This is a genomic window from Pseudomonas sp. 5C2 (assembly GCF_034314155.1).
Classification (GTDB): domain Bacteria; phylum Pseudomonadota; class Gammaproteobacteria; order Pseudomonadales; family Pseudomonadaceae; genus Aquipseudomonas.
Window position 1 is genome coordinate 1,828,203 of the sequence record NZ_JAVIWH010000002.1, and the last position, 25,851, is coordinate 1,854,053.

Annotated in this window: 28 protein-coding genes and 3 pseudogenes; 19 read left to right on the forward strand and 12 right to left on the reverse strand. The window is 59.1% G+C overall.

Translation table 11 applies throughout. The features are described 5' to 3' along the window. Window positions 1-55: 55 nt before the first annotated feature. Window positions 56-1,585, reverse strand: a complete 1,530-nt coding sequence (gene norR / locus RGU44_RS09060) for a nitric oxide reductase transcriptional regulator NorR (RefSeq protein ID WP_322216723.1) — start codon at window positions 1,583-1,585, stop codon at window positions 56-58. A 151-nt stretch (window positions 1,586-1,736) separates the two neighbouring features. Here norR and ytfE point away from each other — a divergent pair, with 151 nt between their 5' ends. Further along, a complete protein-coding gene (gene ytfE, locus RGU44_RS09065; protein WP_322178860.1) occupies window positions 1,737-2,411 on the forward strand; it encodes an iron-sulfur cluster repair protein YtfE in 675 nt (224 codons plus the stop codon). Between the two features lie 87 nt (window positions 2,412-2,498). Here the strand turns inward: ytfE and RGU44_RS09070 are convergent, their stop codons facing one another. Together RGU44_RS09070 and RGU44_RS09075 are read right to left on the reverse strand one after the other, a co-directional pair. Further along, window positions 2,499-2,936 carry a hypothetical protein gene (locus RGU44_RS09070; protein ID WP_322217796.1) on the reverse strand — a complete coding sequence of 146 codons (438 nt, stop codon included), beginning with the start codon at window positions 2,934-2,936 and terminating at the stop codon, window positions 2,499-2,501. A gap of 28 nt (window positions 2,937-2,964) precedes the next feature. Continuing rightward, window positions 2,965-4,155 carry an NnrS family protein gene (locus tag RGU44_RS09075; RefSeq protein ID WP_322178859.1) on the reverse strand — a complete coding sequence of 397 codons (1,191 nt, stop codon included), beginning with the start codon at window positions 4,153-4,155 and terminating at the stop codon, window positions 2,965-2,967. Between the two features lie 532 nt (window positions 4,156-4,687). On the opposite strand from RGU44_RS09075, the gene RGU44_RS09080 reads away from it, so the two are divergent. Together RGU44_RS09080 and RGU44_RS09085 are read left to right on the forward strand one after the other, a co-directional pair. Next, window positions 4,688-5,371: a Crp/Fnr family transcriptional regulator gene (locus RGU44_RS09080; RefSeq protein WP_322178858.1), complete on the forward strand. Its 684-nt coding sequence runs from the start codon at window positions 4,688-4,690 to the stop codon at window positions 5,369-5,371. Window positions 5,372-5,376: 5 nt separating this feature from the next. After that, window positions 5,377-5,568, forward strand: a complete 192-nt coding sequence (locus RGU44_RS09085) for a protein DnrP (protein WP_322217798.1) — start codon at window positions 5,377-5,379, stop codon at window positions 5,566-5,568. A 27-nt stretch (window positions 5,569-5,595) separates the two neighbouring features. Here the strand turns inward: RGU44_RS09085 and RGU44_RS09090 are convergent, their stop codons facing one another. From RGU44_RS09090 to RGU44_RS09100, 3 genes are all read right to left on the reverse strand, one after another. Continuing rightward, window positions 5,596-7,437, reverse strand: coding sequence for a nitric oxide reductase activation protein NorD (locus RGU44_RS09090; protein ID WP_322178857.1), 1,842 nt, complete (start codon window positions 7,435-7,437; stop codon window positions 5,596-5,598). A gap of 78 nt (window positions 7,438-7,515) precedes the next feature. Further along, window positions 7,516-8,943, reverse strand: coding sequence for a cbb3-type cytochrome c oxidase subunit I (locus RGU44_RS09095; protein ID WP_322216726.1), 1,428 nt, complete (start codon window positions 8,941-8,943; stop codon window positions 7,516-7,518). 3 nt (window positions 8,944-8,946) lie between these two features. Beyond that, window positions 8,947-9,387, reverse strand: coding sequence for a cytochrome c (locus tag RGU44_RS09100; RefSeq protein WP_322178855.1), 441 nt, complete (start codon window positions 9,385-9,387; stop codon window positions 8,947-8,949). Window positions 9,388-9,946: 559 nt separating this feature from the next. Here RGU44_RS09100 and tnpB point away from each other — a divergent pair. The 3 genes and pseudogenes from tnpB to RGU44_RS24995 all read left to right on the forward strand — a co-directional run. Continuing rightward, window positions 9,947-10,282 carry an IS66 family insertion sequence element accessory protein TnpB gene (gene tnpB, locus RGU44_RS09105; RefSeq protein WP_322178854.1) on the forward strand — a complete coding sequence of 112 codons (336 nt, stop codon included), beginning with the start codon at window positions 9,947-9,949 and terminating at the stop codon, window positions 10,280-10,282. A gap of 187 nt (window positions 10,283-10,469) precedes the next feature. After that, a pseudogene (locus RGU44_RS24990) lies at window positions 10,470-10,625 on the forward strand (transposase domain-containing protein); the annotation flags it as partial. A 15-nt stretch (window positions 10,626-10,640) separates the two neighbouring features. Continuing rightward, window positions 10,641-11,120: pseudogene (locus RGU44_RS24995) on the forward strand (IS66 family transposase); the annotation flags it as partial. 18 nt (window positions 11,121-11,138) lie between these two features. On the opposite strand, the gene RGU44_RS09115 reads toward RGU44_RS24995, so the two are convergent. Next, window positions 11,139-11,954 carry an SDR family NAD(P)-dependent oxidoreductase gene (locus RGU44_RS09115; protein ID WP_322178852.1) on the reverse strand — a complete coding sequence of 272 codons (816 nt, stop codon included), beginning with the start codon at window positions 11,952-11,954 and terminating at the stop codon, window positions 11,139-11,141. Window positions 11,955-12,002: 48 nt separating this feature from the next. Here RGU44_RS09115 and RGU44_RS09120 point away from each other — a divergent pair, with 48 nt between their 5' ends. After that, window positions 12,003-12,380 (forward strand): helix-turn-helix domain-containing protein, encoded by a 378-nt coding sequence (locus tag RGU44_RS09120; protein ID WP_322178851.1) that lies wholly within the window; start codon window positions 12,003-12,005, stop codon window positions 12,378-12,380. 576 nt (window positions 12,381-12,956) lie between these two features. On the opposite strand, the gene RGU44_RS09125 is transcribed toward RGU44_RS09120, so the two are convergent. After that, the gene (locus RGU44_RS09125) at window positions 12,957-13,673 is read right to left on the reverse strand and encodes a hypothetical protein (RefSeq protein WP_322216731.1); all 717 of its coding nucleotides are present in this window, start codon (window positions 13,671-13,673) and stop codon (window positions 12,957-12,959) included. Between RGU44_RS09125 and RGU44_RS09130 the strand changes: the two genes are divergently transcribed. Beyond that, window positions 13,657-13,917, forward strand: a complete 261-nt coding sequence (locus RGU44_RS09130; RefSeq protein WP_322216733.1) for a hypothetical protein — start codon at window positions 13,657-13,659, stop codon at window positions 13,915-13,917. The two genes, RGU44_RS09125 and RGU44_RS09130, sit on opposite strands and share 17 nt — an antisense overlap. Window positions 13,918-13,933: 16 nt before the next feature. Here the strand turns inward: RGU44_RS09130 and RGU44_RS09135 are convergent, their stop codons facing one another. Genes RGU44_RS09135 through RGU44_RS09145 form a run of 3 tightly spaced genes read right to left on the reverse strand, consistent with a single transcriptional unit; the run spans window position 13,934 to window position 15,576 of the window. Next, window positions 13,934-14,191, reverse strand: coding sequence for a cytochrome C oxidase subunit IV family protein (locus RGU44_RS09135; RefSeq protein WP_322216736.1), 258 nt, complete (start codon window positions 14,189-14,191; stop codon window positions 13,934-13,936). Window positions 14,192-14,201: 10 nt separating this feature from the next. Then, complete coding sequence (locus RGU44_RS09140) at window positions 14,202-14,789, reverse strand: cytochrome c oxidase subunit 3 family protein (RefSeq protein ID WP_322216738.1); 588 nt, start codon at window positions 14,787-14,789, stop codon at window positions 14,202-14,204. Beyond that, window positions 14,773-15,576: a CbbQ/NirQ/NorQ/GpvN family protein gene (locus tag RGU44_RS09145; protein ID WP_322216740.1), complete on the reverse strand. Its 804-nt coding sequence runs from the start codon at window positions 15,574-15,576 to the stop codon at window positions 14,773-14,775. The genes RGU44_RS09140 and RGU44_RS09145 overlap by 17 nt, the downstream gene beginning before the upstream one ends. A gap of 212 nt (window positions 15,577-15,788) precedes the next feature. Between RGU44_RS09145 and RGU44_RS09150 the strand changes: the two genes are divergently transcribed. The 11 genes and pseudogenes from RGU44_RS09150 to RGU44_RS09200 all read left to right on the forward strand — a co-directional run bounded on the left by RGU44_RS09150 (window position 15,789) and on the right by RGU44_RS09200 (window position 24,840). Further along, a complete protein-coding gene (locus RGU44_RS09150) occupies window positions 15,789-17,480 on the forward strand; it encodes a cytochrome D1 domain-containing protein (RefSeq protein WP_416194620.1) in 1,692 nt (563 codons plus the stop codon). A gap of 24 nt (window positions 17,481-17,504) precedes the next feature. Further along, the gene (locus RGU44_RS09155) at window positions 17,505-17,819 is read left to right on the forward strand and encodes a c-type cytochrome (protein WP_322216742.1); all 315 of its coding nucleotides are present in this window, start codon (window positions 17,505-17,507) and stop codon (window positions 17,817-17,819) included. Between the two features lie 16 nt (window positions 17,820-17,835). Then, complete coding sequence (locus RGU44_RS09160) at window positions 17,836-18,162, forward strand: cytochrome c (RefSeq protein ID WP_322216744.1); 327 nt, start codon at window positions 17,836-17,838, stop codon at window positions 18,160-18,162. Next, window positions 18,159-19,337 (forward strand): cytochrome D1 domain-containing protein, encoded by a 1,179-nt coding sequence (locus RGU44_RS09165; protein ID WP_322216747.1) that lies wholly within the window; start codon window positions 18,159-18,161, stop codon window positions 19,335-19,337. Before RGU44_RS09160 ends, RGU44_RS09165 begins: the two co-directional genes overlap by 4 nt. A gap of 1 nt (window position 19,338) precedes the next feature. Beyond that, window positions 19,339-19,797 carry an Lrp/AsnC family transcriptional regulator gene (locus RGU44_RS09170; RefSeq protein ID WP_322216748.1) on the forward strand — a complete coding sequence of 153 codons (459 nt, stop codon included), beginning with the start codon at window positions 19,339-19,341 and terminating at the stop codon, window positions 19,795-19,797. Beyond that, entirely contained in the window at window positions 19,794-20,309 is a 516-nt protein-coding gene (locus RGU44_RS09175; protein WP_322216750.1) for an AsnC family protein, read from the forward strand. Before RGU44_RS09170 ends, RGU44_RS09175 begins: the two co-directional genes overlap by 4 nt. Further along, window positions 20,302-20,745 carry an Lrp/AsnC family transcriptional regulator gene (locus RGU44_RS09180; protein WP_322216753.1) on the forward strand — a complete coding sequence of 148 codons (444 nt, stop codon included), beginning with the start codon at window positions 20,302-20,304 and terminating at the stop codon, window positions 20,743-20,745. Before RGU44_RS09175 ends, RGU44_RS09180 begins: the two co-directional genes overlap by 8 nt. Beyond that, window positions 20,720-21,223, forward strand: coding sequence for a nitrite reductase (locus tag RGU44_RS09185; protein ID WP_322216756.1), 504 nt, complete (start codon window positions 20,720-20,722; stop codon window positions 21,221-21,223). Before RGU44_RS09180 ends, RGU44_RS09185 begins: the two co-directional genes overlap by 26 nt. 26 nt (window positions 21,224-21,249) lie before the next feature. Continuing rightward, complete coding sequence (nirJ, locus tag RGU44_RS09190; RefSeq protein ID WP_322216758.1) at window positions 21,250-22,428, forward strand: heme d1 biosynthesis radical SAM protein NirJ; 1,179 nt, start codon at window positions 21,250-21,252, stop codon at window positions 22,426-22,428. Between the two features lie 70 nt (window positions 22,429-22,498). Next, window positions 22,499-23,254 (forward strand): annotated as a pseudogene (gene cobA, locus RGU44_RS09195) (uroporphyrinogen-III C-methyltransferase); the annotation flags it as partial. Window positions 23,255-23,334: 80 nt separating this feature from the next. Further along, window positions 23,335-24,840: a cytochrome D1 domain-containing protein gene (locus tag RGU44_RS09200; RefSeq protein WP_322216763.1), complete on the forward strand. Its 1,506-nt coding sequence runs from the start codon at window positions 23,335-23,337 to the stop codon at window positions 24,838-24,840. Between the two features lie 139 nt (window positions 24,841-24,979). Here RGU44_RS09200 and RGU44_RS09205 read toward each other — a convergent pair whose 3' ends face one another. Then, a complete protein-coding gene (locus RGU44_RS09205; protein ID WP_322216765.1) occupies window positions 24,980-25,723 on the reverse strand; it encodes an SDR family oxidoreductase in 744 nt (247 codons plus the stop codon). Window positions 25,724-25,851: the final 128 nt, after the last annotated feature.

The following is a 25,851-nucleotide window of genomic DNA, read 5'->3' on the forward strand; positions in this document are numbered from 1 at the left end:
GCGACACTACCTTGACCACCATCAACACAGAGCAACGACACCCAGCAGCCGTCCCTCACTTGAGCCGCAAACGCCGGGCCAGTTTGTGCAAATTGCTGGGATCGACCTCCAGAAGCCGTGCGGCACTGGCCCAGTTTCCCCCAGACACGCTCAAGGCGTGGAGAATTTTTTGTCGCTGGTAATCGTCCACAGCCTCGCCCAAGGGCTGGAATGGCACGTCAGGCGCAGCATCCAGCGGCAACTTGGCAACCGAGCCCTGTGACCCCATCGCGCTGTCGAGATCCAGGATCTCGGGCTCCAGCGTCATGATCAGGTTACGACTGGTGCCGCGGCTTAACTGCTTCAACGCGGCTCGACTGATCACATGTTCCAGTTCACGCACATTGCCCGGCCAGGCATAGCCCAGTAGCGCGCGCTCGGCCGCCGGCGACAGACGCAAACCGCGCAGGCCGAGCCGCGCCCGATTGAGTTCAAGGAAATGCCCAGCCAGCATCAACACATCGCTACCGCGCTCGCGCAGGGCCGGAATGGGCACTGGGTACACCGAGAGACGGTGATACAGATCGGCACGAAACAAGCCGTCGCGAATGCTGTCCGGCAAGTGTCGGTTAGTCGCGGCGATGATCCGTACATCGACATGCAGCGGCTTGTCGGCGCCCAGCCTCTGGATCTCGCCGTTTTGCAACGTGCGCAGCAATTTTGCCTGCACGCTCAATGGCAACTCCCCGACCTCGTCGAGAAACAGCGTGCCGCCGTTGGCCGCATCAAAACGTCCGGCGCGATCACTGGTCGCCCCGGAAAAAGCTCCTTTGACATGCCCGAACAACTCGCTCTCCGCCAGTGATTCCGGCAAGGCGGCACAATTGACATGCACCAGAGGCTTGTGACGCCGACGTGAAAGACGGTGCAAACGCCGGGCAAACAGTTCTTTACCGACCCCGGTTTCACCCAGTAGCAATACCGGTAGTTCGGAATCGGCCAACACCTCCAGCTCATTGAGCAACTGGCGCAACACGTCGCTCTGACCGAGAATTTCACCTTCTTCAGCGGGCATCCGCACGTCCTGATTATCGCTGCGCGACAAGCGCAAGCTGCGATTTTCCTGCTCGAGCCGGGTTACCCGCACGGCGGCCTCGATCTGCAACGTACAGCGTTTGAGCTCCTCCCGCGCGTGGCTGTCGAAGGTCCCTGCATGCAACGCATCGAGAGTGATCGCCCCCCATATCCGCCCTTCCACATACAGACTCACGCCCATGCAGTCATGCACTGGCAACGGTTCTCCGACATGGCCGTCGAGCAAGCCGTCATAGGGATCCGGCAGGCGGCTGTCGGGCTCGAACCAGGTGGGCTCGCGTGAGGCCATGATCGCCGCGAGTCGAGGATGCTGGGCGATGACAAACCGCCGCCCCAGCGCTTCGTGAACCAGTCCTACCGTCGCGACTGGCCTGAGGCTGTCATCGTCCAGACGCAGCAACCCCACGGCGCCACTGTGGAAGTACTCGCGCAGGGTGTGGACAAGCCGTTGCAAACGCACGGCATTCGGCAGCTCGACGATCAAGTCAGCAGCCAGGCTTTCACGCAGCATGGTAATAATCACCCTTTATGGTTCTGTTCACCCTAGGCTGCCAGGGTACTTATCACCACAACAAAAAATTAATCGAGTATTTTCAATAGGTTAACTATGGCATGCCGGATGCAAAAGGGTTGGTAACCTGTGAAACCTAAAAGGAAACCCGATGAGCCTGACCCTTCTGGACCAAAGTCTCGGCCAACTGGCCTGCGACATTCCCGGCGCCACCCGGACTTTTCACGCCTTCAATCTGGACTTCTGTTGCGGCGGGCAAAAAAGCCTGCGTGAAGCAGCCCTCGGCAAAGGCCTCGATCCCCTGCTGATTGCAGACGCGCTCCACGCCTTGCAAGACGCCGGTGAAACCCAACATGACTGGCGCAACGAAACCGAGGAACTGTTGATCGCCCATATCCTGGCGCGCTACCACGCCCGCCACCGCGAGCAACTGCCGGAACTGATCCGCCTGGCCCGCCGTGTCGAGCAGGTCCATGGTGCACGCAGCAGTTGCCCCAATGGGCTGGCCGACCACCTGCGGGACATGCAGCAAGAACTCGAAGGCCACATGCTCAAGGAAGAACAAGTGCTCTTCCCGATGCTGCAACAGGGAATGGGCCCCCGGGCCGCACCACCGATCCAGGTGCTGCGCTTTGAACATGATCAACACGGTGAAGCCCTGGAAAAAATGCTCGCCCTTACCGACAACATCACCCCGCCTGCCGATGCCTGCAATACCTGGCGCGCCCTTTATCGCGGGCTGCTGGAATTTCGAGACGACCTGATGCAGCACATCCATCTGGAAAACAACGTGCTGTTCGTCAAGGCCCTGAACCCTCGCCATTGATCACTTGCCTGCACTACAAAACCCGCGTCGGCCAACCGGTTGACGCGGGTTTTTCCTGGGTTGGATGAAGCTACGATGATGAGATGATCAACCGTGCCAATAGAACATGGCCTTGGCCAGGATCACGATCAACAGCATGTGTCCAAGAATGCTGCGGCGAATCCAGTTGGCGCGGACCGACGTCATCCGTGCGCTTTTCAGCCAATACGCCAGTAGCAAGTAATGCCCGATGATGCTCAAGGCCAGAACTATTTTCAGGCTCAATAGCGTGCCAAAACTGCTGGCCAGCGGCTGACTCAATACACCACGGTGCTGCCACGCCAGCCCGATGCCAGCGCCATACAACAGCAACACCACCCCATGCAGCACCTTGCGCGAGCGCACCGCAATCGCCTGATCCGCCATCAGTTGCCCACCGTTCGCCAACTGCTGGCGGGCGGAATGCCAGATGAACACCTCGAAAAACAGCGTGCCGATAAAGGCGATGGCCGCCAGCAGATGAGTGACCAGCAAAAAGGGATACATCATTGGCAACCTCCGTCAGTTCGTCTGCTCATCCTGGATGGCCATCAACCCGGGTCCGTAGCAGCATCGGTCCATAGCGCCAGGCATAGAGCGCAAACGCCAACGCCCAGCACAGCCCCGCCAGCCATAACGCCCCCAACGGAAACAACAGCACCAGCGCCACCCGACTCAGACATGCCAGGTTCAGCAAAATAAACGCCAGGGTCATGCCTGACGGCGGCTCCAGCGCACGACCGGTATGCCCCAGAGTGACCCGCGCGATCATCGCCAGAATCAAGCCGCCCATGGCACCTATCGTCAGGCAATGCACCGCCAGACTCGGGTTCACCGGCACACCGAAATGCCACAACGCCATGCCCACGCAGGCCACCGCCAACCAGCCATAGGCCAGGTGCAACGACCACAGCAACGGCACGCGCCAGAGCGCCCGATCATGCCAGCGAACCAGACGCAGCAAATGCCCTGCTGCCAACACTGCAAACAGCAGGCCGACCCATACATTGGGGTTAAGCGCAGGTCCGGCGGCATACAACAGCGCCACCAACGGTGAGCCCACCAACAACAAGCGATCAAGCCAGGGCCAGGCGGCAACGCCATTGACCCGACCGAGGCCGCGCTGGGTGAAAAACGGAATGATTCGCCCGCCGATCAAACCCATCATCGCCGCCACCAGCCAGATGCCAGTCAGAACGCCTTGACGCTGCCAGCCTTCATGGCCGTCAACCAGGCCGTACACAGACAACCCGTCAGCCGCGGTCAACAGCAGCAACACCAACACAATCGGGTAGTTCCGTTTCTGCCGCACCTTCCAGAGGGTGAAGCCCATGAGCGCCGCCACCGCCAGCGGGAAAGCCAGCTCCAGAACAGCGAGCAGTGGCCACGGCACATTCGCCAACCAGGCCAGTCGTGCGAACAACCACACCAGCGCCAGAGCCGCCAGCGGTCTGCCGCTGATGCCAGGACGACCGGTCCAGGTCTGCACGGCAGTCAGCAGAAAACCCGCGATAATTGCCAACGCAAAGCCGAACAGCAGCTCATGCCGATGCCACGCCAGCCAACCGCCTGCAGGCTGCCAACTGGATATCGCGCCACTCAAGGCTGCCAGCCAGAGCGGTATGGCCAGCAACGCCAGAAGACAGCCGACCAGGAAAAATGGCCTGAAGGCCAGGCGTAACAGCGGCACAATCGCCATCGCTGTACGGCGGTCAAGTACTTGCATAAAGCCACTCCTCTACCTTACTGCCAGCGGGTAAATCCCAGTTCAATCATTGGTATTAACGATGAGCGATATTTGTCACACATCAAGCTTGCAAACTGTCGGGGGGTTAGATTGACCGTCTGTAGCCCAATACGAGTCTGCAAAGGGCGTGCCCTAAAGCCAATCAGGGCCGAGCCGCCCCGCCTGCGGCGAGTGAGACAAGCACTCTCACCATGACAGCTGAATCATGCAGGGTAAAATTGACCATTTAATGGTTTTTTTAACCATAAAGCACAGGGTGTTTTTAACCTCGGTCTTTGATACCCGCCGTAAATAAGGGCCTCCGGGCATGGCCCGCGTCTTGCTCAAGCATGAAAGCTTTCAAAGAAACTTCCCCCCCACTCGATTACCCGGAGTCGTCATGAAAAAAGTCATTCAGCCACTGGCATGGTTTGTGGTTTTGACCTCGATCGTGGCCGTGGCCAGCGGTGTGTCTCTAGGCCTCATTTGACCTGATAGCCGTCCCTCTCCCCAACCTTCAGGATGAATTTTTATGGTGCTTCATCGCGTCCACCACCAAATTCTGCGCAGTCATCATTTGTTCGAGCCATTGAATGAAGAACAGATGGATGAATTAATGAGTACCAGCCACTTGCTGAGCATCGACAAAGGCGAGCCGCTGTTTCGCCAGGGTGAGCTGGCGGACTCGTTCTATTTCGTGATTGCCGGAGCGGTGAAGATCTACCGCCTGACGCCCGACGGGCAGGAGAAGGTGTTTGAAGTCATCGGCGATCGGCAAACCTTCGCCGAAGCGATGATGCTGATGGATACCCCAAATTATGTAGCATCGGCCGAAGCGGTCTGCCCCACTCAGCTCTACCGAATCTCCAACAACACCTACATGCACCTGCTGCAGAGCAATAGTCGATTGACCTTCGCCTTGCTCGGCAAGTTGTGTGTACGCCTGCACCAACGGGTCAACGAGATCGAAACCCTGTCGCTGAGAAATGCGACCCACCGGGTCGTACGGTATCTGCTGACGCAACTGATGCGCCTGCAAACCATTGACAGCCAATTCGAACTGCCAATGGCCAAACAACTGATTGCCGGGCATCTCTCGATCCAGCCGGAGACGTTTTCACGAATCATCCGCCGCTTGATCGACGAAAAAATCATCACTCAAGACGGTCGTCAGATCGAGATTCTTGATCGCCTGCGCCTGGAACAATTCGAGTGAGTGACATGCCCATATGTCTGTATTGCCAACACGCGAACCCTTCACAGGAGTCCGAATGCCACCAGTGCGGCATGCCCCTGCCGGCGCTGGCCGAACACGCCTCAGAACGTCGGCAGCGCCGATTCATGTGGTTCTGCATCGGCCTGACGATCTTTTGCGTGACGATGTTTTTCTGGCTGCCGCGCAGCATCAATTGAGCCGCACCGCGATGTTCAAGCCTGGGCTCAAGGCTGAGTCAGCTGGCGATACAGCTGCGGCAAACGCAGGGGGAGTTGTTCAGGCTGGCGGATCAAAGTGTAGCCATTGGCGCCAAACATATACGGCAAGTAATCGCCGGCCTCGCGGTCAATGGTGATACAGAACGGCGTCAATCCCTGACGCCGCGCCTCCAACACCGCCTCGCGAGTGTCTTCAACACCGTAGCGACCTTCGTAGAGATCCAGATCATTGGGCTTGCCATCAGTCAGTAGCAGCAACAGTTTGCGCCGCCGCTTGCAGCCACTCAGCAGTTGCGTGGCCTGGCGAATGGCTGCGCCCATACGCGTGTAATAGCCTGGTTTAAGCCCCTGAATTCGGCCGCGAGTGTTGTCGTCATAACGTTGGGTGAACGATTTGAGCTCCTGCATGCGCACCTGCTGACGACGCAGCGAGGAAAATCCGTACAGGGCGAAATCATCCCCCAGCACCGACAAGGTTTCACCAAACAGCAGCAGGCTGTCCCTGACCACATCGATCACGCGATGCTCATCGTTCAGGTGGGCATCGGTGGACATCGACACATCGGCCAGCAAAAGACATGCCAAGTCGCGACGCGTTTGCCGCTGCTCCATAAACAGCCCCCGTTCGGCGCACTGACCATGCTCACGTTCAACGTGAAAATCCAGCCAGGCCTGCATGTCCAGCTCTGAGCCCTGGGGTTGCTGGCGTAACCATTGGCGGTCATTGCGCAAGTGCTCGAACTGACGCCGCAAACGGTGCGCCGAGGCCTTCAGCCGTGACGGCAACGGTTGCGCCTCGCCATCGCGCGGCAGCATCATTTGCAGATTGACGAAGCCGTCCTGCATCTGCTGCTTGCGGTAGTCCCATTCCGGCAACTTGATGCCCTCGCCCAGCGGAATATCGTCGACATCGGCCGGGGGCAAGTCCAGGTGCAGCTTCAGGCCGCCACCTTTGCGCAGACGCGTACGCGACAGGGTCAACTCATCCAGGTCCTCGGCGATTCTGGCGGCGTCCGGGTCTTCGCTGTCGTCCGACCAACGATCCAGATCCACGTGTTCGGTCCAGCTGAACAGGTTCTCCAGACGCACCACCAACAGCCCGCCTTTGCTAGTGCTCTCGTCAATCCGCTTGGCGCGCTTGCGTCCGCCTTTCTGCTCGCCGGGAGGCGTAGCCAGATACTCTTCCGACTCTTCGCTCAGATCGGCGGCCTGCGGACTTGCGAGGTGCTGCGGTGGGTATAGCCACAACGGCAGCGGCCAAGCCGCCCGTTCACAGCGCGGAAAATGTTCGACACTGCCCGGTACGCGCAACGCCTGGCATAGCGCCCGCTCCAGTGCCGCTTCGCCGGCGCACAACGATGCCGGATCCGGGCGCAATTGCAGATGGGCATCGACCAAGCGTTTATAGCGAGAATGCAACGCGGGGTAGCGCTGCAGCAGCATCTGCGTCCAACGCTGATTGTCCCGACCCCAGTGACGCATCTGGCCGGCCTGTGCCGCCAGCAGCGCCAGCCAACGATAGAGCTCCTCATTCAATGCGACCTCAGGGAAGACCGCGAGGCTCGACGGTAGACGAAGATTATTCTCGTCGCACCAGGCCAATGGCACTTGCTTGCAGGTACCGGCGATCTGCTGCAGCACGTTGCGGCGCAGCAACAGATCACGGTCGCTGGCGGCTTCCAAACCTATGCCACTGGCGCCGCCCATGGCGCGAAACAACAGCGCCAGCGGTCGTTGCTGACTGACCAGCTCAACCCGCGCTTCCGGGAAATCCGGGCTGGCGCGCCGCGTGATGAAGCGATGCCAGACACTGCCTACCCACTCTTCCAGTTCGACGGTAAAGGCCATGGGATTCGTCCTTTTTGGACACCAAAAAAACGGCCCGCTGTATCAGCCGGGCCGACCTTTTCTAGCCGTTGTACCGGCTCATGAAGGGACAACAGCGGCCGGGGCGCGCATGGCTGCGCGACCACGCTGCTTGAAACTGAACAGATAACAGAGCAGCCCTGCGAGGAAACCAACACCGCTGGCCAGACGGGCCCAGAACAGCACTTGCAGATGATCGACAGTGGCCATGAACGGCAACGCGACCCCATCGACCGGCCAGCGTTGCAGGTAGATCTGGACAGCCCCGGCAGCGGTGAGGAACAGCGTGATCATCACCATCGATAGGGTCATCAACCAGAAGCCCCAGATCTCGAGGGTCTGCGAGCGCTCGTCCGCTGCTTCACCGAGCCCGCGCAAGCGTGGCATGGCGTAGCTGATCAAGGTCATCACGATCATCGCGTAAGCACCGTAGAAGGCCAGGTGGGCGTGAGCCGCCGTCAGTTGCGAGCCATGGGTGTAGAAGTTGACCGGTGCCAGGGTATGCAGAAAACCCCAGACGCCAGCGCCGAAGAAGGCCGTCACCGTGGTGCCCTTGGCCCACAGCGTCGCCGCGCGGTTCGGGTGTTGCCGACGACGTTTCTTCACCATGCTGAAGGCGAATATCACCATGGCCAGGAAGGGCAGCGGCTCCAGTGCAGAGAAGATTGAACCGACCCACAACCAAACCTCAGGCGCACCGATCCAGAAGAAGTGGTGACCGGTGCCGATGATCCCGGTAATCAGCGCCATGGCGATGATCACATAGAGCCATTTCTCGACCACTTCCCGATCCACACCGGTGATCTTGATCAGCACGAAGGCCAGCATTGAGCCCATGATCAGCTCCCACACGCCTTCGACCCAAAGATGCACCACCCACCACCAGTAGAACTTGTCGCGAGCCAGGTTTCCGGGGTTGTAGAAGGAGAACAGGAAGAACACCGCGAGACCGATCAACCCGGTCATCATGACCATGCTGATGGTGGTCTTGCGACCTTTGAGCAGGGTCATCCCGATGTTGTAGAGGAAGCCCAGACACACCACCACAATGCCCATCTTGGTGATGGTCGGCTGCTCCAGAAACTCCCGGCCCATGGTCGGCAGCAGCTCGTTATGGGCCAGCCTGGCCAAGCCCGCATAAGGCACCAGCAGATAGCCCAGAATCGTCAGCACACCCGCGGCGGCGAATACCCAGAACAGGATGATCGCAAGCTTGGGACTGTGCAGTTCGCGGTCGGCCTCTTCCGGAATCAGGTAGTAGGCGGCGCCCATGAAGCCGAACAGTATCCAGACGATCAGCAGGTTGGTGTGTACCATCCGCGCCACGTTGAAGGGAATGGCCGGAAACAGAAAGTCCCCCACCACGTATTGCAGGCCCATGATCAAACCGAACACCACCTGACCGAGAAACAGAATCAGGGCAAACACGAAGTAAGGTTTGGCCACGGCTTGCGAGGCGAATTTCAGATGTGGATTAGCAATACTCATCTCTCAGCCCTCCTTGTTTGGCGGCCAGCCATTGGTATTGATTTTCGAGCTCCATTTGAGGAACTCGGAGATGTCGTCCACTTCCTGATCGCTCAGGTTGAACTGAGGCATCGCTCGCCGACCTGGTACGCCCAGCGGCTGCATTTTCATCCAGGCATGCAGAAAGGGTTTGAAGCCCTCCTCTCCACCGCGCCGTTGGAACACGTTGCCCAGCTCAGGCGCGAAGTAAGCGCCCTCGCCCAGTAATGTGTGGCATCCGATGCAGTTGTTTTGCTCCCAGACCAACTTGCCGCGTACCACCGACTCGCTTAATTGCGCTTCATTGCTGCGCTCTGGAAAGGTCTGTTCCGTGTGATAGGTCAAGGCCAGAAATATCAGGAAAAAGAACACGCTTCCCCCGAAATAGATATTCCTGGCCATGCCTTTTGTGAAGGTCTCTGACATAGCCGCTTCCTCTTTGCTTGGCCTGTCCATGATAGGAAGCTAAGGGCTGAAACCTGCTTGATGGCGATCAAGAAAGTCAGATGGTTTTAGTCGGGTATTCACATCAAAAAGTCGCTCGACTTGTATCCGTCCAGCCAAGTCATCTACCCAGCCCTGCAAAGCCAAGACATGGTGTGCACTTAAATTTAAGTGGGCACCAGCTCTAGCCTTTTAAGCGGGTATTTCATGCAGCCACAATGCCGTTCCTACTCCAAATCCTTCAAAGCCCAAGTCATTCAAGAGTGCGCCCAGCCCGGAGCCTCGATTGCCAGCGTCGCGCTGCGCTGAGCCATAGCCTCAACGCGAACCTCGTCCACAAATGGATTCGGGTGCAAACGCAAAAAAACACGGAGCTGCAACCTGCTTTTATTCCGTTACCCATGCCGCTGGCCGGAGCAAGTTCGCAAGCGGCATCACCGAATATCTGCGTTGAAATCCCACACCCGCGTGGCACGGTCAAAGTGAACTGGCCGACCGAAAGCGCGGCAGCCTGCGCGACCTTTCTTCGAGACCTGCTGCGATGATCCGCATCGACTCCATCTGGCTCGCCACCGCGCCGATGGACATGCGCACCGGTACCGAAACCGCTCTGGCGCGGGTGGTGGCGGTGTTCGGTGCGGCGCAGCCGCACTCTGCTTATCTGTTTGCCAACCGCCGCGCTAATCGGCTGAAAGTGCTGGTGCATGACGGCGTAGACATCTGGCTCGCAGCACGACGACTACACCAGGGACGGTTTTTCTGGCCTGGTGTCCGACACGGCTCAGAACTTGAATTGGACGCTGAACAACTCCAGGCGCTGGTGCTCGGATTACCGTGGCAAAGAGTCGGTTCCGGCGGTGTTATAACCGTGCTTTAGAGCCCTGTCATGGCCGACTCGCCAGCACAATTGTCCAATCAGTCTATCGTCACCCAAAGTCTCCTCTGGCAAAATCAGCGGTATGACTTCTCTTGCGAAACTTGACCAATTAGACCCTGAGCAACTGCGCGCCTTGGCTGCGCAGTTGATACAGCGCGTCGTGAGTCTTGATCAAAAAGTCGAGACGATGGACAAGCAGATCCACCATCACAAGGCAGTCAACGAGATACTGGCCCACGAGATTGCACTGCTCAAGCGCTTCAATTTTGCCAAGCGCAGCGAACAACTGAGCCCGGCACAGGTCAGCTTGCTCGATGACCTGATCGATACAGATATCGCCGCCATCGAAGCCGAACTTGAAGCCCTGCACTACATCGCCGCGCTGTACGAAATAGAGCGTGAAGTAAAAGAGTTGGAACCGGACATCCAACAACGAATACGGCAGGAAAAAGCGGCACCGATTATCGATGTGCTACATGCCTGGATGAGCGCCCAGCGCCAGCTTGTGCCCGAAGGGTCAGCCATCGCCAAAGCTTTGGATTACAGCCTGAAACGCTGGGTAGCGCTGTCGCGCTACCTCAATGACGGGGCCGTACCCATAGACAACAATTGGGCGGAGAACCAAATCCGGCCTTGGGCGTTGGGGCGCAAGAACTGGCTCTTCGCAGGGTCGTTACGCAGTGGAAAACGGGCGGCGGCGATCATGAGCTTGATCCAGTCTGCGCGGCTCAACGGGCATGCTCCGTATGCCTATTTGAGGGATGTTCTCACGCGCCTGCCGACGCAGCGGGCAAGTGAGATTGCGAAATTGCTGCCGCATAAGTGGGCGCCCGCTTAACATCACCCGGCAAGAGAACTAGAGAACGGGGGAAAGACCGCCATCGACCCTTAAATTGATGCCCGTAATGTACCCCGCGATTGGGCTGGCAAGGAATGCAACGGCCGCTGCGATTTCATCCAACTGGCCGACTCGACCTACGGGAACTTGAGCAAACATTGGCAGGACAAGGCGTTCGATTTCTTCCCATGGCGCATCTTTGCTGCATAGGCCTCGCTCATCGGCTACCTCGCGAAATCGTGCGTCAAGTGTCGAGCTGTGTATCGTACCGGGAGAGATAGCATTGACTGTCACTCCATCAGCCGCTACTGCTTTTGCCATGGATGCAGTCATTGCGTTGATCGCGGCCTTGCAAGCCGAATAATCTGGCGCAGTGGGTGGTGGCATCGTTGCAGCAAGGCTGGAAATATTGATCACCCGCCCCCATTTCGCTTCCTGCATTTTGGGCAATAAGCGCGTCGTGACCCTTAGAGCAGCAAGAACATTTCGATCATAGGCGGACGCCCATGAGGCAGGCTGCGTATCATGCCAGCTTTCTTTCACGCCACCCGAGCCGCCAGCGTTATTGATCAATATGTCTATCGATCCGGCGAGCTTTTCCGCCGCCTCTACCAACTGCTGCACCTCGTCATCGTGTGTAAGATCACCCAGCACAACATGAGCACATCCGCCCAAGGCAATGATCTCATTGGCCACTTTTTCTGCTTGCGCTTCGTCGCGACCATGGACGATGACGACGGCTTTCTCAAGGGCGAGTTTCCTGGCGATTGCTTCGCCAATCCCTCTGCTGCTGCCGGTGATCAGCGCCTTCTTACCGCTCAAACTCAAGTCCACGTGCCAGTTCCCTTTTACAATGCTGTTAACTTCGTAAGGTAGGGCTAGATGATGGACAAAACCAGTACGCACCTTTATGTGCCTATCCCTCAGGAGGAGCGTGAAATCTGTCTTGGGGCCGAGGGTTCAGTCGCGCACGTGGTTCGTGTGATTCAGATGATCCAGGGGCGCTGGAAATTACCCATTCTTTTCAGGCTCTACGCCGATCCCTCAATGCGCACGTTGCAGCTAAAGCGGGATTTGCCAGGCGTCACGCAAAAAGTACTGACGGAGCAACTGCGGCAGCTGGCTAATGATGGTCTGATTGAGCGGGTTGATTTCGGTGAGTTACCTCGGAGGGTTGAATATCAACTGTCGAAAATGGGTAGGCAGCTTCTTCCCGTTCTCATAGCTACGCGTAGGTTTTCGGTAAGCCATCCGTCCTAAACTGCAATCGAAAAGCAAGGTGTGGTCCGCAGACGCTTACCTCGACTTATCGGCTCAAGGCGTTTATTCCCATCGCGATCTGTCGCCTTTGCTCGTTGTATGTTGTCCCTGGCGGGCCAAGGGTGTGCCAGGCGGACCGCATGTATGGTCTTCGCAGACAAGTCAGCTCCTACGACCTAACGGCCAGAAGCTGGGTCAGTTTTGTATCGGTACTGACTGCGAAGGCCATGCGGCGCGGAGTGCATGACCGACCAGGGTGTGTGGTCTTCGCAATGGGCTAAACCGAGTGAAGAACTGCCGCGTATGATCGAGCAAGTTCAAACGTTGTACACATGTCAGCCCACGCGCGCGACGACCGAAATTTTTGCCGAAGTTCTGCGTTAGAAGTTGATCAGCAGGCACCATTAGCAAGTTTTTTTAGCCTCAGCGATTTCAAATCTCGTCATCAGCTCCGCGTAGCGGATATCAGCGCTTCGGTCGATACCAATGGCCGTCCGATAGAGCTGGATCGGGAATAATCCCACCAGACATTTAGCTTTAATTGACTGACCAAGGGTACTGGAACAGGTTTTTTGTCTACCAAAACTGCCCACGCATGTACCTATTCATTGCTGCTCGATTAGCCTTTAAGCATCCGACGTGAAACTCAACAGTTACGTTCCCCGTATTCTCCTTGCACGCCTTAACTTTCGCGATTAGTGCGTGGCGATTATATTCGTACCATTCAATCGTTTTAAGATCTTCAGGAGTATCTCTTGCAGCAGCCAAGTTCTTTTCTTCTTCAAGTTTCCTTTGACTCATACTCGTAGTGTAAAATGCAGATCGTGCATTAGTACACCGCGTGTAGTGCGGCATAGGATTGTACTTTGTTGGGTGGTCGCAGCGACGTAGGGTTCGATATATCTCGGATGGATTGTCGACAAACCATTCAACCGTAGGTGCTTTGTCGTCCCCGCCGCATCCGACCAACAAAGAAGAGAAAATCAGTACAACAGAGAGTCTTGCACTCAAACCTGTAAGTTTTGACAAGTACATGGGCTGCAGTGTTCTGGATTTGCTCATGCCGATCTTCGCTCTTAAAAACGGCGACTTTGCCAAGCCAACCCAGCTAAAAATGCAGGAGAGCCCAACTTTTGATGTAGGATAAATCCGAATTTTTTCTGCGGCCCTATACACCTGCTTTTTAACCCTATTCATCGGCCTCGGCGTCTGGCGCCATAACCACAACAAACGCGCCGCCATCATCCCTACCCGCTTCAACCGCCAACGCCGCGAAATGACGCTGTGGGCCATTCCCAACTACCTAACCGAATGGGAAATCTGCCGCTTCAAGGAAAAGGGCCAACAGGCGTTGCCCGAGGCAATGCGTCGATGGCCGGAACCACTGCCGAAGGAACAATGGACCAGGCCAAGTGAAAAACTGCTGCGCCTGAGCGCGCAGGTTCGCGCCCTGCATAAACGGCAGCCGCGACGCCAGATCACCGAGATTTGTGCCGAGGTGCAGCGTTTGAACCTGACCGACAAACGTTGTGCATGAGTTTTTCTCAGGTTGGTTATGCGACTGACACCAGGGTCAGCCCGACCCCAGCGGCCAGTGCCACCGCCCAGCTCAGCATCAACCTACGCCACAGTCGCGGCGCGTGGCGCATTTCCATGAAGCCGTCGGCGATCAGCCAGGCCTTGCCGATTGCAACCAGCAAGATGGCAATGGACAGCAGCAGTGTGGCTCCGGCATGCCCCAGCACCACGGTGCACACGCTCAGCGTAGCCAGCCCTGCCCAGCAGGCGACCAAAACTCTGGAAGCAGACATGAGAACCTCGTCAGTTCAGAACGTAGACCAGCGGAAAAAGCACCACCCAGATCAGATCGACCATGTGCCAATAGAGCACGCCGGATTCCAGTCCGCTGAGGTTGTTGGCGCTGTACAGACGACGCCGGCAGCGCTCGGCCAGCCAGCCTAGAATCAGCATGCCAAGCAGCACGTGGAGGAAATGAAATCCGGTGAGGATCCAGTACAGGGTGAAAAAGGTGTTGTGCTCCATGCCCAGCCCTGAAGCCAGAAGATGCCGGTATTCAGTGAGTTTCAACACCACGTAGACACTGGCGGCCAGCAAGGCTGCCAGCAGAAACAGGGCGCCGTGACGGGCCCGGGATTGCCTGACGTGTTCCTGAGCCAGCGCGGCGAACAACCCGGCAGTGAGCAGACTCAAGGTCATCGCCAACCCGGTGGAGCTGTTTAGCAAATGGCGACTTTCGCTAAACATCTGGGGTTTCAGCATCTGGGTCACCGCGAACACGAGGATCAGAATCGCGAACACCGAGAGCTCGGCCAGGATGAAAAACCACATCGCCAGATCGCCCGGCAAACGTCCCTGAGACGCGGCAGCGGTTTCAGGCGAAGTGGACATCAACCACGTCCATCAGTGCGGCAACGGTCAGCGGATCATCGCTCAGCGGCTCAGCCAGACAGGCCGTGCACGCCTCGCGGGGACTCATGCCGGAGCGGATCATTCTTGCTGTGAAAATCAGCAACCGGGTGGATGCGACTTCTTCCAGATCATGTTGATCCAGCCGTCTCAGGGCCTGTCCCAGCCTGACCACCTGAGCCGCCAGCGCGACGTCCACCTGGGCCTCTCTAGCGACAATGCGCTCTTCATCGGCCACCGGCGGATAGCCGAAACGCATCGCCACGAAACGCTGTCGGGTGCTGGGTTTCATGCCTTTGAGCAGGTTCTGGTAACCGGGGTTGTAAGACACCACCAACATGAAGGACGGCGGCGCCTGTAGCACCTCCCCGGTGCGTTCCAGGAACAGCTCTCGACGATCATCGGCCAGCGGATGTAGCACCACCACTGTGTCCTGACGCGCCTCGACCACTTCGTCGAGGTAACAGATGCCACCTTCACGCACCGCACGAGTCAGCGGCCCGTCCTGCCACCAGGTGCCCTGGGCACCGATCAGATGACGGCCGATCAGGTCGGCGGCGCTCAGGTCGTCGTGGCATGCCACGGTGTACAGCGGCAGTTTCAGCCGATGGGCCATGTGCTGGACGAAACGGGTCTTGCCACAGCCAGTAGGGCCTTTGATCAGGACCGGCATGCCGTGTCGCCAGGCTTGCTCGAACAACGCCTCTTCATTGTTCAGCGGTTGGTAGAAGGGTTCGACCTTGTGTTCGAAAGAATGCGTACGGTCCATGGGATACCTGATGCAAGAGCGGGGTTCAATAGCGGGTTTGAAGACCACGCTACGGGCGCCTGCGACAACCTGGCAAGCGAGATGGCCGGCAAACTTGATCGCCGTCAAGCGAGCATTGGCCTGCTCGGGCATAGCCTTGCACGGCACTAAGAACCTGCGCTCTGTACTGCCGTTTCAGCACATCGCAAAGGTCTTGCCTGAGGAGAAATGGAATGCTGATCAGCAATAGAAAAACGTTTGCTCTGACCGTCGCCACCCTGTGCTCGGCACTGGCGTTGGCGGTGTCTCACGCCGCCAGAGCGGACGAATCTGCCGTGGCTGCGGCAAACCCGCTCATGGTCAAAACGGCGGGAGCCCCCGACCTGAGCCAGGCCGAGTTCGACTCATCCAAGGAAATCTATTTCCAGCGCTGCGCAGGCTGTCACGGCGTACTGCGCAAAGGGGCCACCGGCAAGCCGCTGACCCCGGACATCACCCAGGCCCGCGGTCAGGCTTATCTGGAAGCCTTGATTACTTATGGTTCGGCGGCGGGCATGCCGAACTGGGGGACGTCCAATGCGCTGACCAAGGATCAGATCACGGTGATGGCCAAGTTCATTCAGCACACGCCCCCGACGCCGCCGGAATGGGGCATGGCCGAGACGCTGAAAACCTGGAAATTACTGGTCAAACCCGAAGACCGACCGAAAAAACAGTTGAACACACTCAACCTGCAAAACCTGTTTTCGGTGATTCTGCGTGATGACGGCAAGATCGCCCTGATCGACGGTGACAGCAAGAAGATCGTCAAACTCATCGAGACCGGCTATGCGGTGCATATCTCCCGTATCTCCGCCTCCGGACGCTATCTGCTGGTGATCGGTCGAGACGCCAGGATCGACATGATCGACCTCTGGCCGCTGGAGCCGACCAAGGTCGCCGAAGTCAAAGTGGGCATCGAAGCGCGTTCGGTGGAGACCTCCAAGTTCAAGGGCTACGAAGACAAGTACACCATCGCCGGTTCCTACTGGCCGCCACAGTTCACCATCATGGACGGCGAGACTCTGGAGCCCAAGCAGATCGTTTCGACTCGCGGTATGACCGTCGATACCCAGCAATACCACCCCGAACCCCGGGTTGCGGCGATCATCGCCTCCCACGAATGGCCGGAGTTCATCGTCAACGTCAAGGAAACCGGCAAGGTCATGCTGGTCAATTACCAAGACATCAAAAACCTCACTATCACCTACATCGATGCCGCGCCCTTCCTGCATGACGGCGGTTGGGACAGCAGCCACCGCTACTTCATGACCGCTGCCAACAACTCCAACAAAGTCGCCGTGATCGACTCCAAAGAACGCAAATTGACCGCGCTGGTGGACGTCGGCAAAACCCCTCACCCAGGTCGCGGCGCCAACTTCAATCACCCCCTCTACGGTCCTGTCTGGGCCACCAGCCATCTGGGTGATGACGGTATCTCGCTGATCGGCACCGACCCGATCAAACACCTGCAATACGCCTGGAAACAGGTCGCCTCACTCAAGGGCCAGGGCGGCGGATCGCTGTTTATCAAAACCCACCCCAACTCCCATCACCTGTATGTCGATACCACCCTCAACCCGGACGCCAAACTCAGCCAGTCCGTGGCGGTATTCGATATCGACAAACTCGACGCCGGCTACACCGTGCTGCCCATCGCCGAGTACGCCGGTATCAAGCAGGGCGCCATGCGGGTCGTGCAACCGGAATACAACAAGGCTGGCGATGAAGTCTGGTTCTCCGTCTGGAGCGGCCAGGCAGACGAATCGGCACTGGTGGTGATCGACGACAAGACCCTCAAGCTCAAATCGGTGATCAAGGACAAACGACTGATTACGCCGACCGGAAAATTCAACGTCTACAACACCCAACACGACATTTATTGAGCTCCATCAATGCAAGGAAACCTCATGAAAAACACCCTGATTTCACTGTTCGCCCTGACCGCTGCGCTGAGTCTGCAGCCGGCAGTGGCCCAAGACGCGCAGGAGCTGTTCAAGAGCAAGCCCTGCGCAGCCTGCCATTCCATCGACACCAAGGTGGTCGGCCCTGCGCTGAAGGATGTCGCGGCCAAGAACGCCGGCGTTGCCGGTGCCGTAGACACCTTGGCGAGCCATATCAAGAACGGCACGCAAGGCAATTGGGGGCCGATGCCGATGCCGGCAAACCCGGTGACCGAGGAAGAAGCCAAGACTCTTGCGACCTGGGTACTGACACTCAAATAACCACCAGGAGGGCGTCATGAAGGTTTACCGACAGGCTGTGATTTTGGCGGCCCTCCTCCTGATTTGCACAACTGCGGTTGCGTCGCCCGACGTCAAGCGTCAGGCACAGCTCGAACACCTGCTGGCCCAGGATTGCGGCGCTTGCCATGGCCTGCGCATGACCGGCGGGCTCGGCCCCGAACTGACCCGTGCAGCGCTGGCCGGCAAGTCCAGGGACAGCCTGATTGCCACCGTCACCCAGGGTCGCCCCGGTACCGCCATGCCCGGTTGGGGCCCGTTGCTCAGCCCTGGCGACATCCGCTGGCTGGTCGATCTTCTTCTCCAAGGATATCCCGCACCATGATCCGTTCAATCCTGCTGTCAGCGGCGACCGGTCTATTGTTGTCCGCGTGTGTTCAGCCACCGTTGCGTGGCACTGGCGATCTGGGCGTGGTGGTGGAGCGCGCCTCCGGTAGCGTACAGATCATCGAAAGCGACACCCAGACTGCCCTAGCCCGCCTCGAAGGCTTCGGCGACCTGTCCCATGCCTCGGTGGTGTTCTCCCGCGACCAGCGCTACGCCTACGTGTTTGGCCGCGACGGTGGGCTGAGCAAAGTCGACCTGCTGACCCGGCGTATCGACCATCGGATTATCCAGGGTGGCAACAGCATCGGCGGCGCCATCAGTCAGGACGGCAAGCTGATTGCTGTGTCCAATTACGTGCCCGGCGGCGTCAAGGTGTTCGATGCCCAGACCCTGCAACAAGTGGCTGATATTCCCGCCACGCCACTGCCCGATGGAACCAAACGTTCGCGGGTGGTCGGCCTGGTGGATGCGCCCGGGCAACGTTTTGTGTTCAGCCTGTTCGATACCGGCGAGATCTGGACCGCCGACTTCAGTCAGGGCAACGCTCCGCGGATCAGTCGCTTCAAGAACATCGGCCAGCAACCTTACGACGCCTTGATCACCCCGGATGGGCGCTACTACATGGCCGGGTTGTTCGGCGAAGACGGCATGGCTCAACTCGACCTCTGGCATCCGGAGCGCGGGGTGCGGCGGGTGCTCGGTGACTACGGTCAAGGCCAGGCGAAACTCCCGGTGTACAAGATGCCGCATCTGGAAGGCTGGGCGGTCGCCGACAACCAGGCTTTCGTACCCGCCGTCGGCCGCCATCAAGTGCTGGTGATGGATTCTCGCACCTGGCAGCAGACCGCCGTCATCCCAGTGGCCGGGCAACCGGTGTTCGTCACGTCGCGGCCCGACGGTCGGCAGCTCTGGGTCAATTTCGCGTATCCGGACAATGATCGGGTTCAGGTCATCGACACCGAGACCCACGCCGTAGTCGCCGATCTGCGACCGGGGCCGGCGGTGCTGCATATGGAATTTACCTCCCGTGGCGACCAGCTGTGGTTGTCGTCACGCGACGGCGATCAGGTTCAGGTCTGGGACCCCTACAGCCTGAAGCGCCTGACCAGCCTGCCGGCAGCCGCGCCGAGCGGCATTTTCTTCAGCAGCCGCGCGCATAAGATGGGGTATTGAAATGAACCTGGACCCGCTTAGTCGCCGGCTGATCGACCGCTTCCAGCACGGCATGCCGCTGTGCCCGGAACCTTATCGGGAGATGGCGCACACCCTGGGGTGCACCGAAGCTGAAGTGATGGCCTGCCTGCAACACCTGGAACTGGCGGGCACCCTGTCACGGATCGGCCCGGTGTTCGAACACAGCCGCGCCGGAGCCAGTACCCTCGCTGCCCTGGCCGTGCCCACCGAACGTCTGCAACAGGTCGCCGAGCGCGTCAGTCACTATCCTGAGGTCAATCACAACTATGCACGGGAACATCACTACAACCTCTGGTTCGTGCTGACCGGCCCCAATCGCCAACACCTAGAGCGAATCCTCGCCGATCTGGAGCAAGACACCGGCCTCACGCCGCTGGACCTGCCGATGCTGACCGCCTACCGCATCGACCTGGGTTTTGCCCTGGGGGACGTTTCATGAACGTTGGCCTTAACGCGGAACAAGCGCTGGCGCTACGCCGGCGGCTGGAAACCGGATTGCCATTGGTGCCGCGTCCCTATCAGGCCCTTGCCCAACAGATAAATGCGGATGAAAGCCAGGTGCTCGAGCAAATGCGCCAGTGGGGCGAGCAAGGGCTTTTTCGCCGGGTGGGCCTGGTACTCAACCATCGCGCGCTCGGCTTTACCGCCAACGCCATGCTGGTACTGGACGTTCCAGACGGCCTGATCGACGAAGTCGGCCATCGCCTGGGCCGGGTACCCGGTATTACCCTCTGCTATCAACGGCCACGGCGGTTGCCGCAATGGCGATACAACCTGTTCTGCATGGTTCATGGTCGTCAACGTGATCGGGTTAAGGCACAGATCCAGGCGTTGCTCGAAAAGCACCTGCTGAGCGATCTACCCCACCAACTGCTGTTCAGCACTCAAGTCTTCAAGCAATGCGGCGGACGCTTTGCGCCTTCGCCGACAGGAGTGTGCGCCCATGGATGACCTCGACCGTCGGCTGATCAATCGTTTGCAACTGGGCCTGCCACTGGTGCGCCACCCCTGGCGGGTACTGGCCGTAGAACTCGATAGCAACAGCACCGAGCTGCTCGACCGACTCTATGAATTGCTGGATGACGGCGTCCTCACACGCTTCGGCCCGATGTTCGACATCGACCGGCTCGGCGGCGCCTTCACCCTCGCCGCGCTGGCGGTTCCGGAAGATCGCTTCGAGGACATCGTCGAGCTGCTGCATGGCATGCCGGAAGTGGCCCACAACTACCGTCGCGAACACGACTGGAACATGTGGTTCGTGCTCGGCTGCGCGACCGAACAAGGCATCGCCGAGACCCTGCAGCGCATCGAAACCCTGACCGGCCTGCCAGTGCTCAACCTGCCCAAAGAGGAGACTTACCATGTCGGTCTGTATTTCCCGGTCTGAAGACGTTCTGGCCTACCGCCTGATTGAGCTGACCCAGGCCGGCCTGCCATTGCTGGACGATCCATGGGCCTGGCTCGCCGAACAACTTGGGATCAGCATCGAGTCCACCCTGGATTTGCTCAAGCGGCTACAGGCCGAAGGCGCTATCCGGCGCATCGCCGCGGTACCCAATCACTATCGCCTGGGCTATCGCTACAACGGCATGACGGTCTGGGATGTGCTTGACGCGGACATGCCTCGCCTCGGTGCGCTGATCGGCGCGCAACCCTTCGTCAGCCACTGCTATCGCCGCCCGCGCCGAACCGCCTGGCGCTACAACCTGTTCGCCATGGTCCATGGCCGCAGCAGTGACGAAATCGACAGCTACCGCGAACACCTGCGCTTTTTGTTGGGGGATGCCTGTGCGGCCGACGAGATGCTGGTCAGCAGCCGCATCCTGAAAAAAACCGGTTTGCGGCTACCGCCAGCGCCACGCTGAACAAGCCTGCACTCAAGGAGATTTGCATGTTGAGGATCAGCCATTACCTGCGCGCCCTGGCCGGCCAGTGTCCCGCCCCCAGAACCAGCCCGCCGGGCAGCAAGCGTGCACCGGTGGTGATCTGGAATCTGCTCAGGCGTTGCAACCTGACCTGCAAACACTGCTACGCCACCTCGGCCGACAGTGTCTTTCGCGACGAGCTGGATACCGCTGCCGCGCTGAAGGTGATCGACGACCTGCACGACGCCGGCGTTCGGGTCTTGATCCTTTCCGGTGGCGAGCCGCTGTTACGCGACGATCTTTTCCAGCTCAGCGCCCACGCCACAGACAAGGGTTTCTTTGTCGCGTTGTCGACCAACGGCACACTGATCAATGAGCAGAATATCGCGCAGATCAGCGCGGCGAATTTCGATTATGTCGGGATCAGCATCGACGGCCTGCAAGCAACCCATGACGCGTTCCGCCAGCTCAAAGGCAGCTTCGCCAGCTCCATGCAGGCGATCCGGCTCTGCCGTGAACAAGGGATCCGCGTCGGCCTGCGCACCACCCTGACCCAAGAGAACCATACGCAGCTTCCCCAGTTACTGGCGCTGATGCGTGAGTACGACGTGCAGAAGTTCTATCTGTCGCACCTCAACTACAGCGGTCGCGGCAAACGCAGTCGCAAGCTCGACGCCCGGCAGCAGATGAGTCGCGAGGCGATGACGCTGATTTTCGACCGAGCCTGGGAGGACATCGAGCGGGGCTGCGACAGCGATTTTGTCAGTGGCAACAACGACGCCGATGCCATTCTCTTGCTGCAATGGGCTGGTCTGCGCCTTCCAGCGCATTACGCCCGGCTGGAACAGATGCTGCGCGCCTGGGGCGGCAACGCCTCGGGCAGCGGCATCGCCAACATCGACAACACCGGCGAGGTGCACCCGGACACCTACTGGTGGCAGCACTCGGTGGGCAATGTCCGGCACACACCGTTTCGCACCCTTTGGCTGGATCAACCTGACCTATTGCTGCAGAAACTGCGTGAACATCCACGGGCCGTCGGCGGCCGCTGTGCGCAATGCCGCTGGCTGAGCATCTGCAACGGCAATACCCGCACCCGCGCCTGGGCCGTGGGCGATCTCTGGGGCCAGGACCCCGGTTGCCACCTCAGCGACGAGGAAATCGGTGTGCAGCCGTTACCGACAATCCCTTGCGCGATGCGCTGAATAGACTGGCCGGCAAACCCTCTGGCAAACGATGGGGCCGGCAAACCTGATGCAGAACCAAGGAAGTCCCATGCCCTCATCGATTGTTTTACCTGCCGCCCTTGAGTCCCCGTTCAGACCGGGCGAAGTCGCCCTGGTCGGCGCCGGCCCAGGTGACCCACGCCTGCTGACCTTGCGCGCCTGGAGCCTGTTGATGCAGGCAGACGCCGTGGTTTATGACCGTCTGATCAGCCCCGAGCTGCTGACGCTGATCCCCCTCACCTGCGCCCGGCATTACGTCGGCAAGGCCAGCGGCTGCCACAGCCTGCCTCAGGAACAGATCAACGAACTGCTCGCCGAGCTCGCCGATCAGGGACAGCGCGTGGTTCGTCTCAAGGGTGGCGATCCGTTCATTTTCGGCCGTGGCGCCGAGGAGCTGGAATATCTGCTCCAGCGCGGCATTGACTGCCAGGTGGTCCCGGGCATTACCGCCGCCGCAGGCTGTGCCGCTTACGCGGGCATTCCGCTGACACACCGTGACTTGGTCAACTCCTGCCGTTTCATCACCGGCCATTTACAACGTGATGGCGAGTTGAAATTACCTTGGAGCAGCCTCGCAGATAGCAGCCAGACGCTAGTGTTTTACATGGGGGTATCGAACCTTGCACTCATCTCTCAGCGCTTGATTGAAGCAGGCCTGGCCGCCGACACACCCGCTGCGTTGATCAGCAATGGTGCCCGCCCCGATCAGCACATCGCCCGAGGGATGCTGCACCAGCTGCCGACCCTGGCGCTGGACTGCCCCCAAGGCATACCGACGCTGACGGTGATTGGCAAAGTGGTCGATCTGTTCGCCGCTCAGCCGCTGGAATACCCGGCGCGCTTTTACCCCGCTCAGGCGCAGCAACGCCACGACAAGGTGGCGATATGAGGCGCATGATCCTTGCCCAATTGTTATGGATAGGTGCAGCCCATGGCGCCGTGCCGGTTCCGCTCTCCGGTGCCGCGCTTGAACAAGCCGCGCACAACTACGAGCAGCATTGCCAGAGCTGCCATGGCGTCAACCGCTCCGGCGGCGTGGGGCCGGCGTTGTTACCGGAGAGTCTCAGCAGGATCAAGCCCGACGAAATTCGCAGGGTGATTCAGAACGGCCGCCCGGCCAGCCAGATGGCGGCGTACTCCAGCCTGTTCAGTCCGGTCCAGATCGACGCGTTGGTGGACTATCTTCAGCAACCGCCCGCCACCCCACCCACCTGGAATAGCGAAGACATTCGCAGCAGTCACACGATTCTCGCGGATGTCAGCAAGCTGCCCACCACCCCTCAACATGGCGCCGATCCGCTGAACCTGTTTGTGGTGGTGGAAGCCGGCAACCATCACATCAACATCCTCGACGGCGATCGTTTTGAGGTGCTGGCGCGGTTTGCGTCGCACTTTGCCGTGCATGGCGGGCCGAAGTTCTCGCCAGACGGACGCTTCGTCTACTTCGCCTCCCGGGACGGCTGGATCAGTCTGTATGACCTGCACAACCTCAAGCTGATCGCCGAAGTCCGCGCCGGGCTCAACACCCGCAACCTGGCGGTGAGCAAGGATGGACGCTGGGTGCTGGTGGGTAACTATCTGCCTGGCAGCCTGGTGCTGCTCGATGCCCGAGATCTGTCACTGGTCAAAACCATCCCGGTGATCGGCCAGGACGGTACAGCGTCACGGGTCAGCGCGGTCTACACCGCACCGCCGCGCGACAGTTTCATCGTCGCGCTCAAGGACGTGAAGGAAGTTTGGGAGCTGTCCTACGCTGGCAAACCGGATTTCGAACCACGACGCATCCCCGCTCAGGATTATCTGGACGATTTCTCCTTCTCGCCAGATTACCGACAGTTGCTGGCCACTTCACGCAAGGCCCAGGGCGGTCAGGTAATCGACCTCGACAGCGGCAAGGTGGTCACCGACATACCGCTGCCGGGCATGCCGCATCTGGGCTCGGGCACCTACTGGAAACGCAACGGCCAATGGGTGTTTGCCACACCGAATATCAGCAAAGGGCTGATCTCGGTTATCGACTTCAAGACCTGGAAGCTGATCAAGGAAATTCCGACATTGGGGCCGGGCTTCTTTATGCGCAGCCACGTCAACTCACGGTATGCCTGGACGGACGTGTTCTTCGGGCCCGACAACGACGCGATCCACCTGATCGACAAACAGACCCTGGAAATCGCCCACACCCTGCGTCCGATGCCTGGCAAAACGGCCGCCCATGTCGAGTTCACCCACGACGGCCGCTATCTGATATTGAGTATCTGGGACACCGACGGTGCGCTGATCGTTTACGACAGCAACACCCTTCAGGAGATCAAACGCATCCCGATGAACAAGCCCTCAGGCAAGTACAACGTCGGCAACAAAATCGAGTTTGCGGAAGGCACTTCGCACTAGACCTGTGGGAAGGCGGCCTGACAGCCGACGTATTTCTTGATTGTGTACATATCCATTCCTGCGGTAACGGATATGTACACCATCAAGAGTCAGGCCACCTTCGCGAGCAATCGAGCGTCGACCGGCTGCTCCTACAACTTCAGCCCAAGGTATAACCGCTATCGACTTTCCAGTCCTGACCATAGACACCCCGCGCACCTTGGGACAGCTGAAAGACAATCACGCTCGCCACCGCTGCCGCGTCGAGAAAATGACCGGGCAGCAAGCGTTTGGTCAGGTTGTCGGCGACGTCGTCCAGTTGCTCCTCGCTCAAGCCCAGGCTGTCCCACATCGAGGTCGCAGTCGGCCCCGGCGAAACCAGATTGATTCGCACATCAACGCGCGCAAACTCCACCGCCAGGGTCCGCGCCTGAGCCGCCAGTGCGGCCTTACTGGCGATGCAGGCGGCCAGTCCGGGAAAGCTCGATCCGGTCAGAAAACTGCCGACAAACACCACCGAAGCCGGGTTGGCCAGTTCACCGCGCAACGCCGCCAGGGTGTTCAATGCCCCCGCACCGTTGACTGCCCACTGGCGCTGGAATGCGTGCATATCCAGGCTGTCAGCCAGTTCGGCAATACCGGCGTTGGGCACCAGATAATCCACCGGACCCAGTGCCGCCGCGCGCCGGGCGAGACTGTGCAGATCCTCCCGACAAGTAACGTCTCCGGCATGCCAGTGCAGTCGATCACCGTAGATCTGCTGCAATGCCGGCAGCTCACCGACAGAACGTGACATCGCCAACACCTTGACCCCCCGAGGCAATAGCGCGGCGCACAACGCCAGGCCGATCCCGGAACTGGCCCCCGTGACCACCGCCAAACGATCCTGAAACTCGGTTTTCATCATTTCCTCCTGGGCTCGCCGATGCCAAACATTGGGGACATAACAGGCCCCTATCTTTGAGTAGGCGAAGAAATACCGACTTGACGGCGATCAGATTTTCTCGATGGAGTTTTGGATGATCAGCCGGA

What these genes read in the sequence shown, in the direction of transcription:
- RGU44_RS09205 (WP_322216765.1), bottom strand. Translation starts at nt 25,723, where the DNA reads ATGAAAACCGAGTTTCAGGATCGTTTGGCGGTGGTCACGGGGGCCAGT.
- norR (WP_322216723.1), bottom strand. Translation starts at nt 1,585, where the DNA reads ATGCTGCGTGAAAGCCTGGCTGCTGACTTGATCGTCGAGCTGCCGAAT.
- RGU44_RS09090 (WP_322178857.1), bottom strand. Translation starts at nt 7,437, where the DNA reads ATGGCCTTTACCGTCGAACTGGAAGAGTGGGTAGGCAGTGTCTGGCAT.
- RGU44_RS09165 (WP_322216747.1), top strand. Translation starts at nt 18,159, where the DNA reads ATGATCCGTTCAATCCTGCTGTCAGCGGCGACCGGTCTATTGTTGTCC.
- RGU44_RS09180 (WP_322216753.1), top strand. Translation starts at nt 20,302, where the DNA reads ATGGATGACCTCGACCGTCGGCTGATCAATCGTTTGCAACTGGGCCTG.
- nirJ (WP_322216758.1), top strand. Translation starts at nt 21,250, where the DNA reads ATGTTGAGGATCAGCCATTACCTGCGCGCCCTGGCCGGCCAGTGTCCC.
- RGU44_RS09145 (WP_322216740.1), bottom strand. Translation starts at nt 15,576, where the DNA reads ATGGACCGTACGCATTCTTTCGAACACAAGGTCGAACCCTTCTACCAA.
- RGU44_RS09125 (WP_322216731.1), bottom strand. Translation starts at nt 13,673, where the DNA reads ATGGCCCACAGCGTCATTTCGCGGCGTTGGCGGTTGAAGCGGGTAGGG.
- RGU44_RS09095 (WP_322216726.1), bottom strand. Translation starts at nt 8,943, where the DNA reads ATGAGTATTGCTAATCCACATCTGAAATTCGCCTCGCAAGCCGTGGCC.
- RGU44_RS09100 (WP_322178855.1), bottom strand. Translation starts at nt 9,387, where the DNA reads ATGTCAGAGACCTTCACAAAAGGCATGGCCAGGAATATCTATTTCGGG.
- RGU44_RS09075 (WP_322178859.1), bottom strand. Translation starts at nt 4,155, where the DNA reads ATGCAAGTACTTGACCGCCGTACAGCGATGGCGATTGTGCCGCTGTTA.
- RGU44_RS09130 (WP_322216733.1), top strand. Translation starts at nt 13,657, where the DNA reads ATGACGCTGTGGGCCATTCCCAACTACCTAACCGAATGGGAAATCTGC.
- RGU44_RS09140 (WP_322216738.1), bottom strand. Translation starts at nt 14,789, where the DNA reads ATGTCCACTTCGCCTGAAACCGCTGCCGCGTCTCAGGGACGTTTGCCG.
- RGU44_RS09160 (WP_322216744.1), top strand. Translation starts at nt 17,836, where the DNA reads ATGAAGGTTTACCGACAGGCTGTGATTTTGGCGGCCCTCCTCCTGATT.
- RGU44_RS09080 (WP_322178858.1), top strand. Translation starts at nt 4,688, where the DNA reads ATGGTGCTTCATCGCGTCCACCACCAAATTCTGCGCAGTCATCATTTG.
- RGU44_RS09135 (WP_322216736.1), bottom strand. Translation starts at nt 14,191, where the DNA reads ATGTCTGCTTCCAGAGTTTTGGTCGCCTGCTGGGCAGGGCTGGCTACG.
- RGU44_RS09175 (WP_322216750.1), top strand. Translation starts at nt 19,794, where the DNA reads ATGAACGTTGGCCTTAACGCGGAACAAGCGCTGGCGCTACGCCGGCGG.
- RGU44_RS09155 (WP_322216742.1), top strand. Translation starts at nt 17,505, where the DNA reads ATGAAAAACACCCTGATTTCACTGTTCGCCCTGACCGCTGCGCTGAGT.
- RGU44_RS09070 (WP_322217796.1), bottom strand. Translation starts at nt 2,936, where the DNA reads ATGTATCCCTTTTTGCTGGTCACTCATCTGCTGGCGGCCATCGCCTTT.
- RGU44_RS09085 (WP_322217798.1), top strand. Translation starts at nt 5,377, where the DNA reads ATGCCCATATGTCTGTATTGCCAACACGCGAACCCTTCACAGGAGTCC.
- ytfE (WP_322178860.1), top strand. Translation starts at nt 1,737, where the DNA reads ATGAGCCTGACCCTTCTGGACCAAAGTCTCGGCCAACTGGCCTGCGAC.
- RGU44_RS09185 (WP_322216756.1), top strand. Translation starts at nt 20,720, where the DNA reads ATGTCGGTCTGTATTTCCCGGTCTGAAGACGTTCTGGCCTACCGCCTG.
- RGU44_RS09200 (WP_322216763.1), top strand. Translation starts at nt 23,335, where the DNA reads ATGAGGCGCATGATCCTTGCCCAATTGTTATGGATAGGTGCAGCCCAT.
- RGU44_RS09150 (WP_416194620.1), top strand. Translation starts at nt 15,789, where the DNA reads ATGCTGATCAGCAATAGAAAAACGTTTGCTCTGACCGTCGCCACCCTG.
- RGU44_RS09120 (WP_322178851.1), top strand. Translation starts at nt 12,003, where the DNA reads ATGATGGACAAAACCAGTACGCACCTTTATGTGCCTATCCCTCAGGAG.
- tnpB (WP_322178854.1), top strand. Translation starts at nt 9,947, where the DNA reads ATGATCCGCATCGACTCCATCTGGCTCGCCACCGCGCCGATGGACATG.
- RGU44_RS09170 (WP_322216748.1), top strand. Translation starts at nt 19,339, where the DNA reads ATGAACCTGGACCCGCTTAGTCGCCGGCTGATCGACCGCTTCCAGCAC.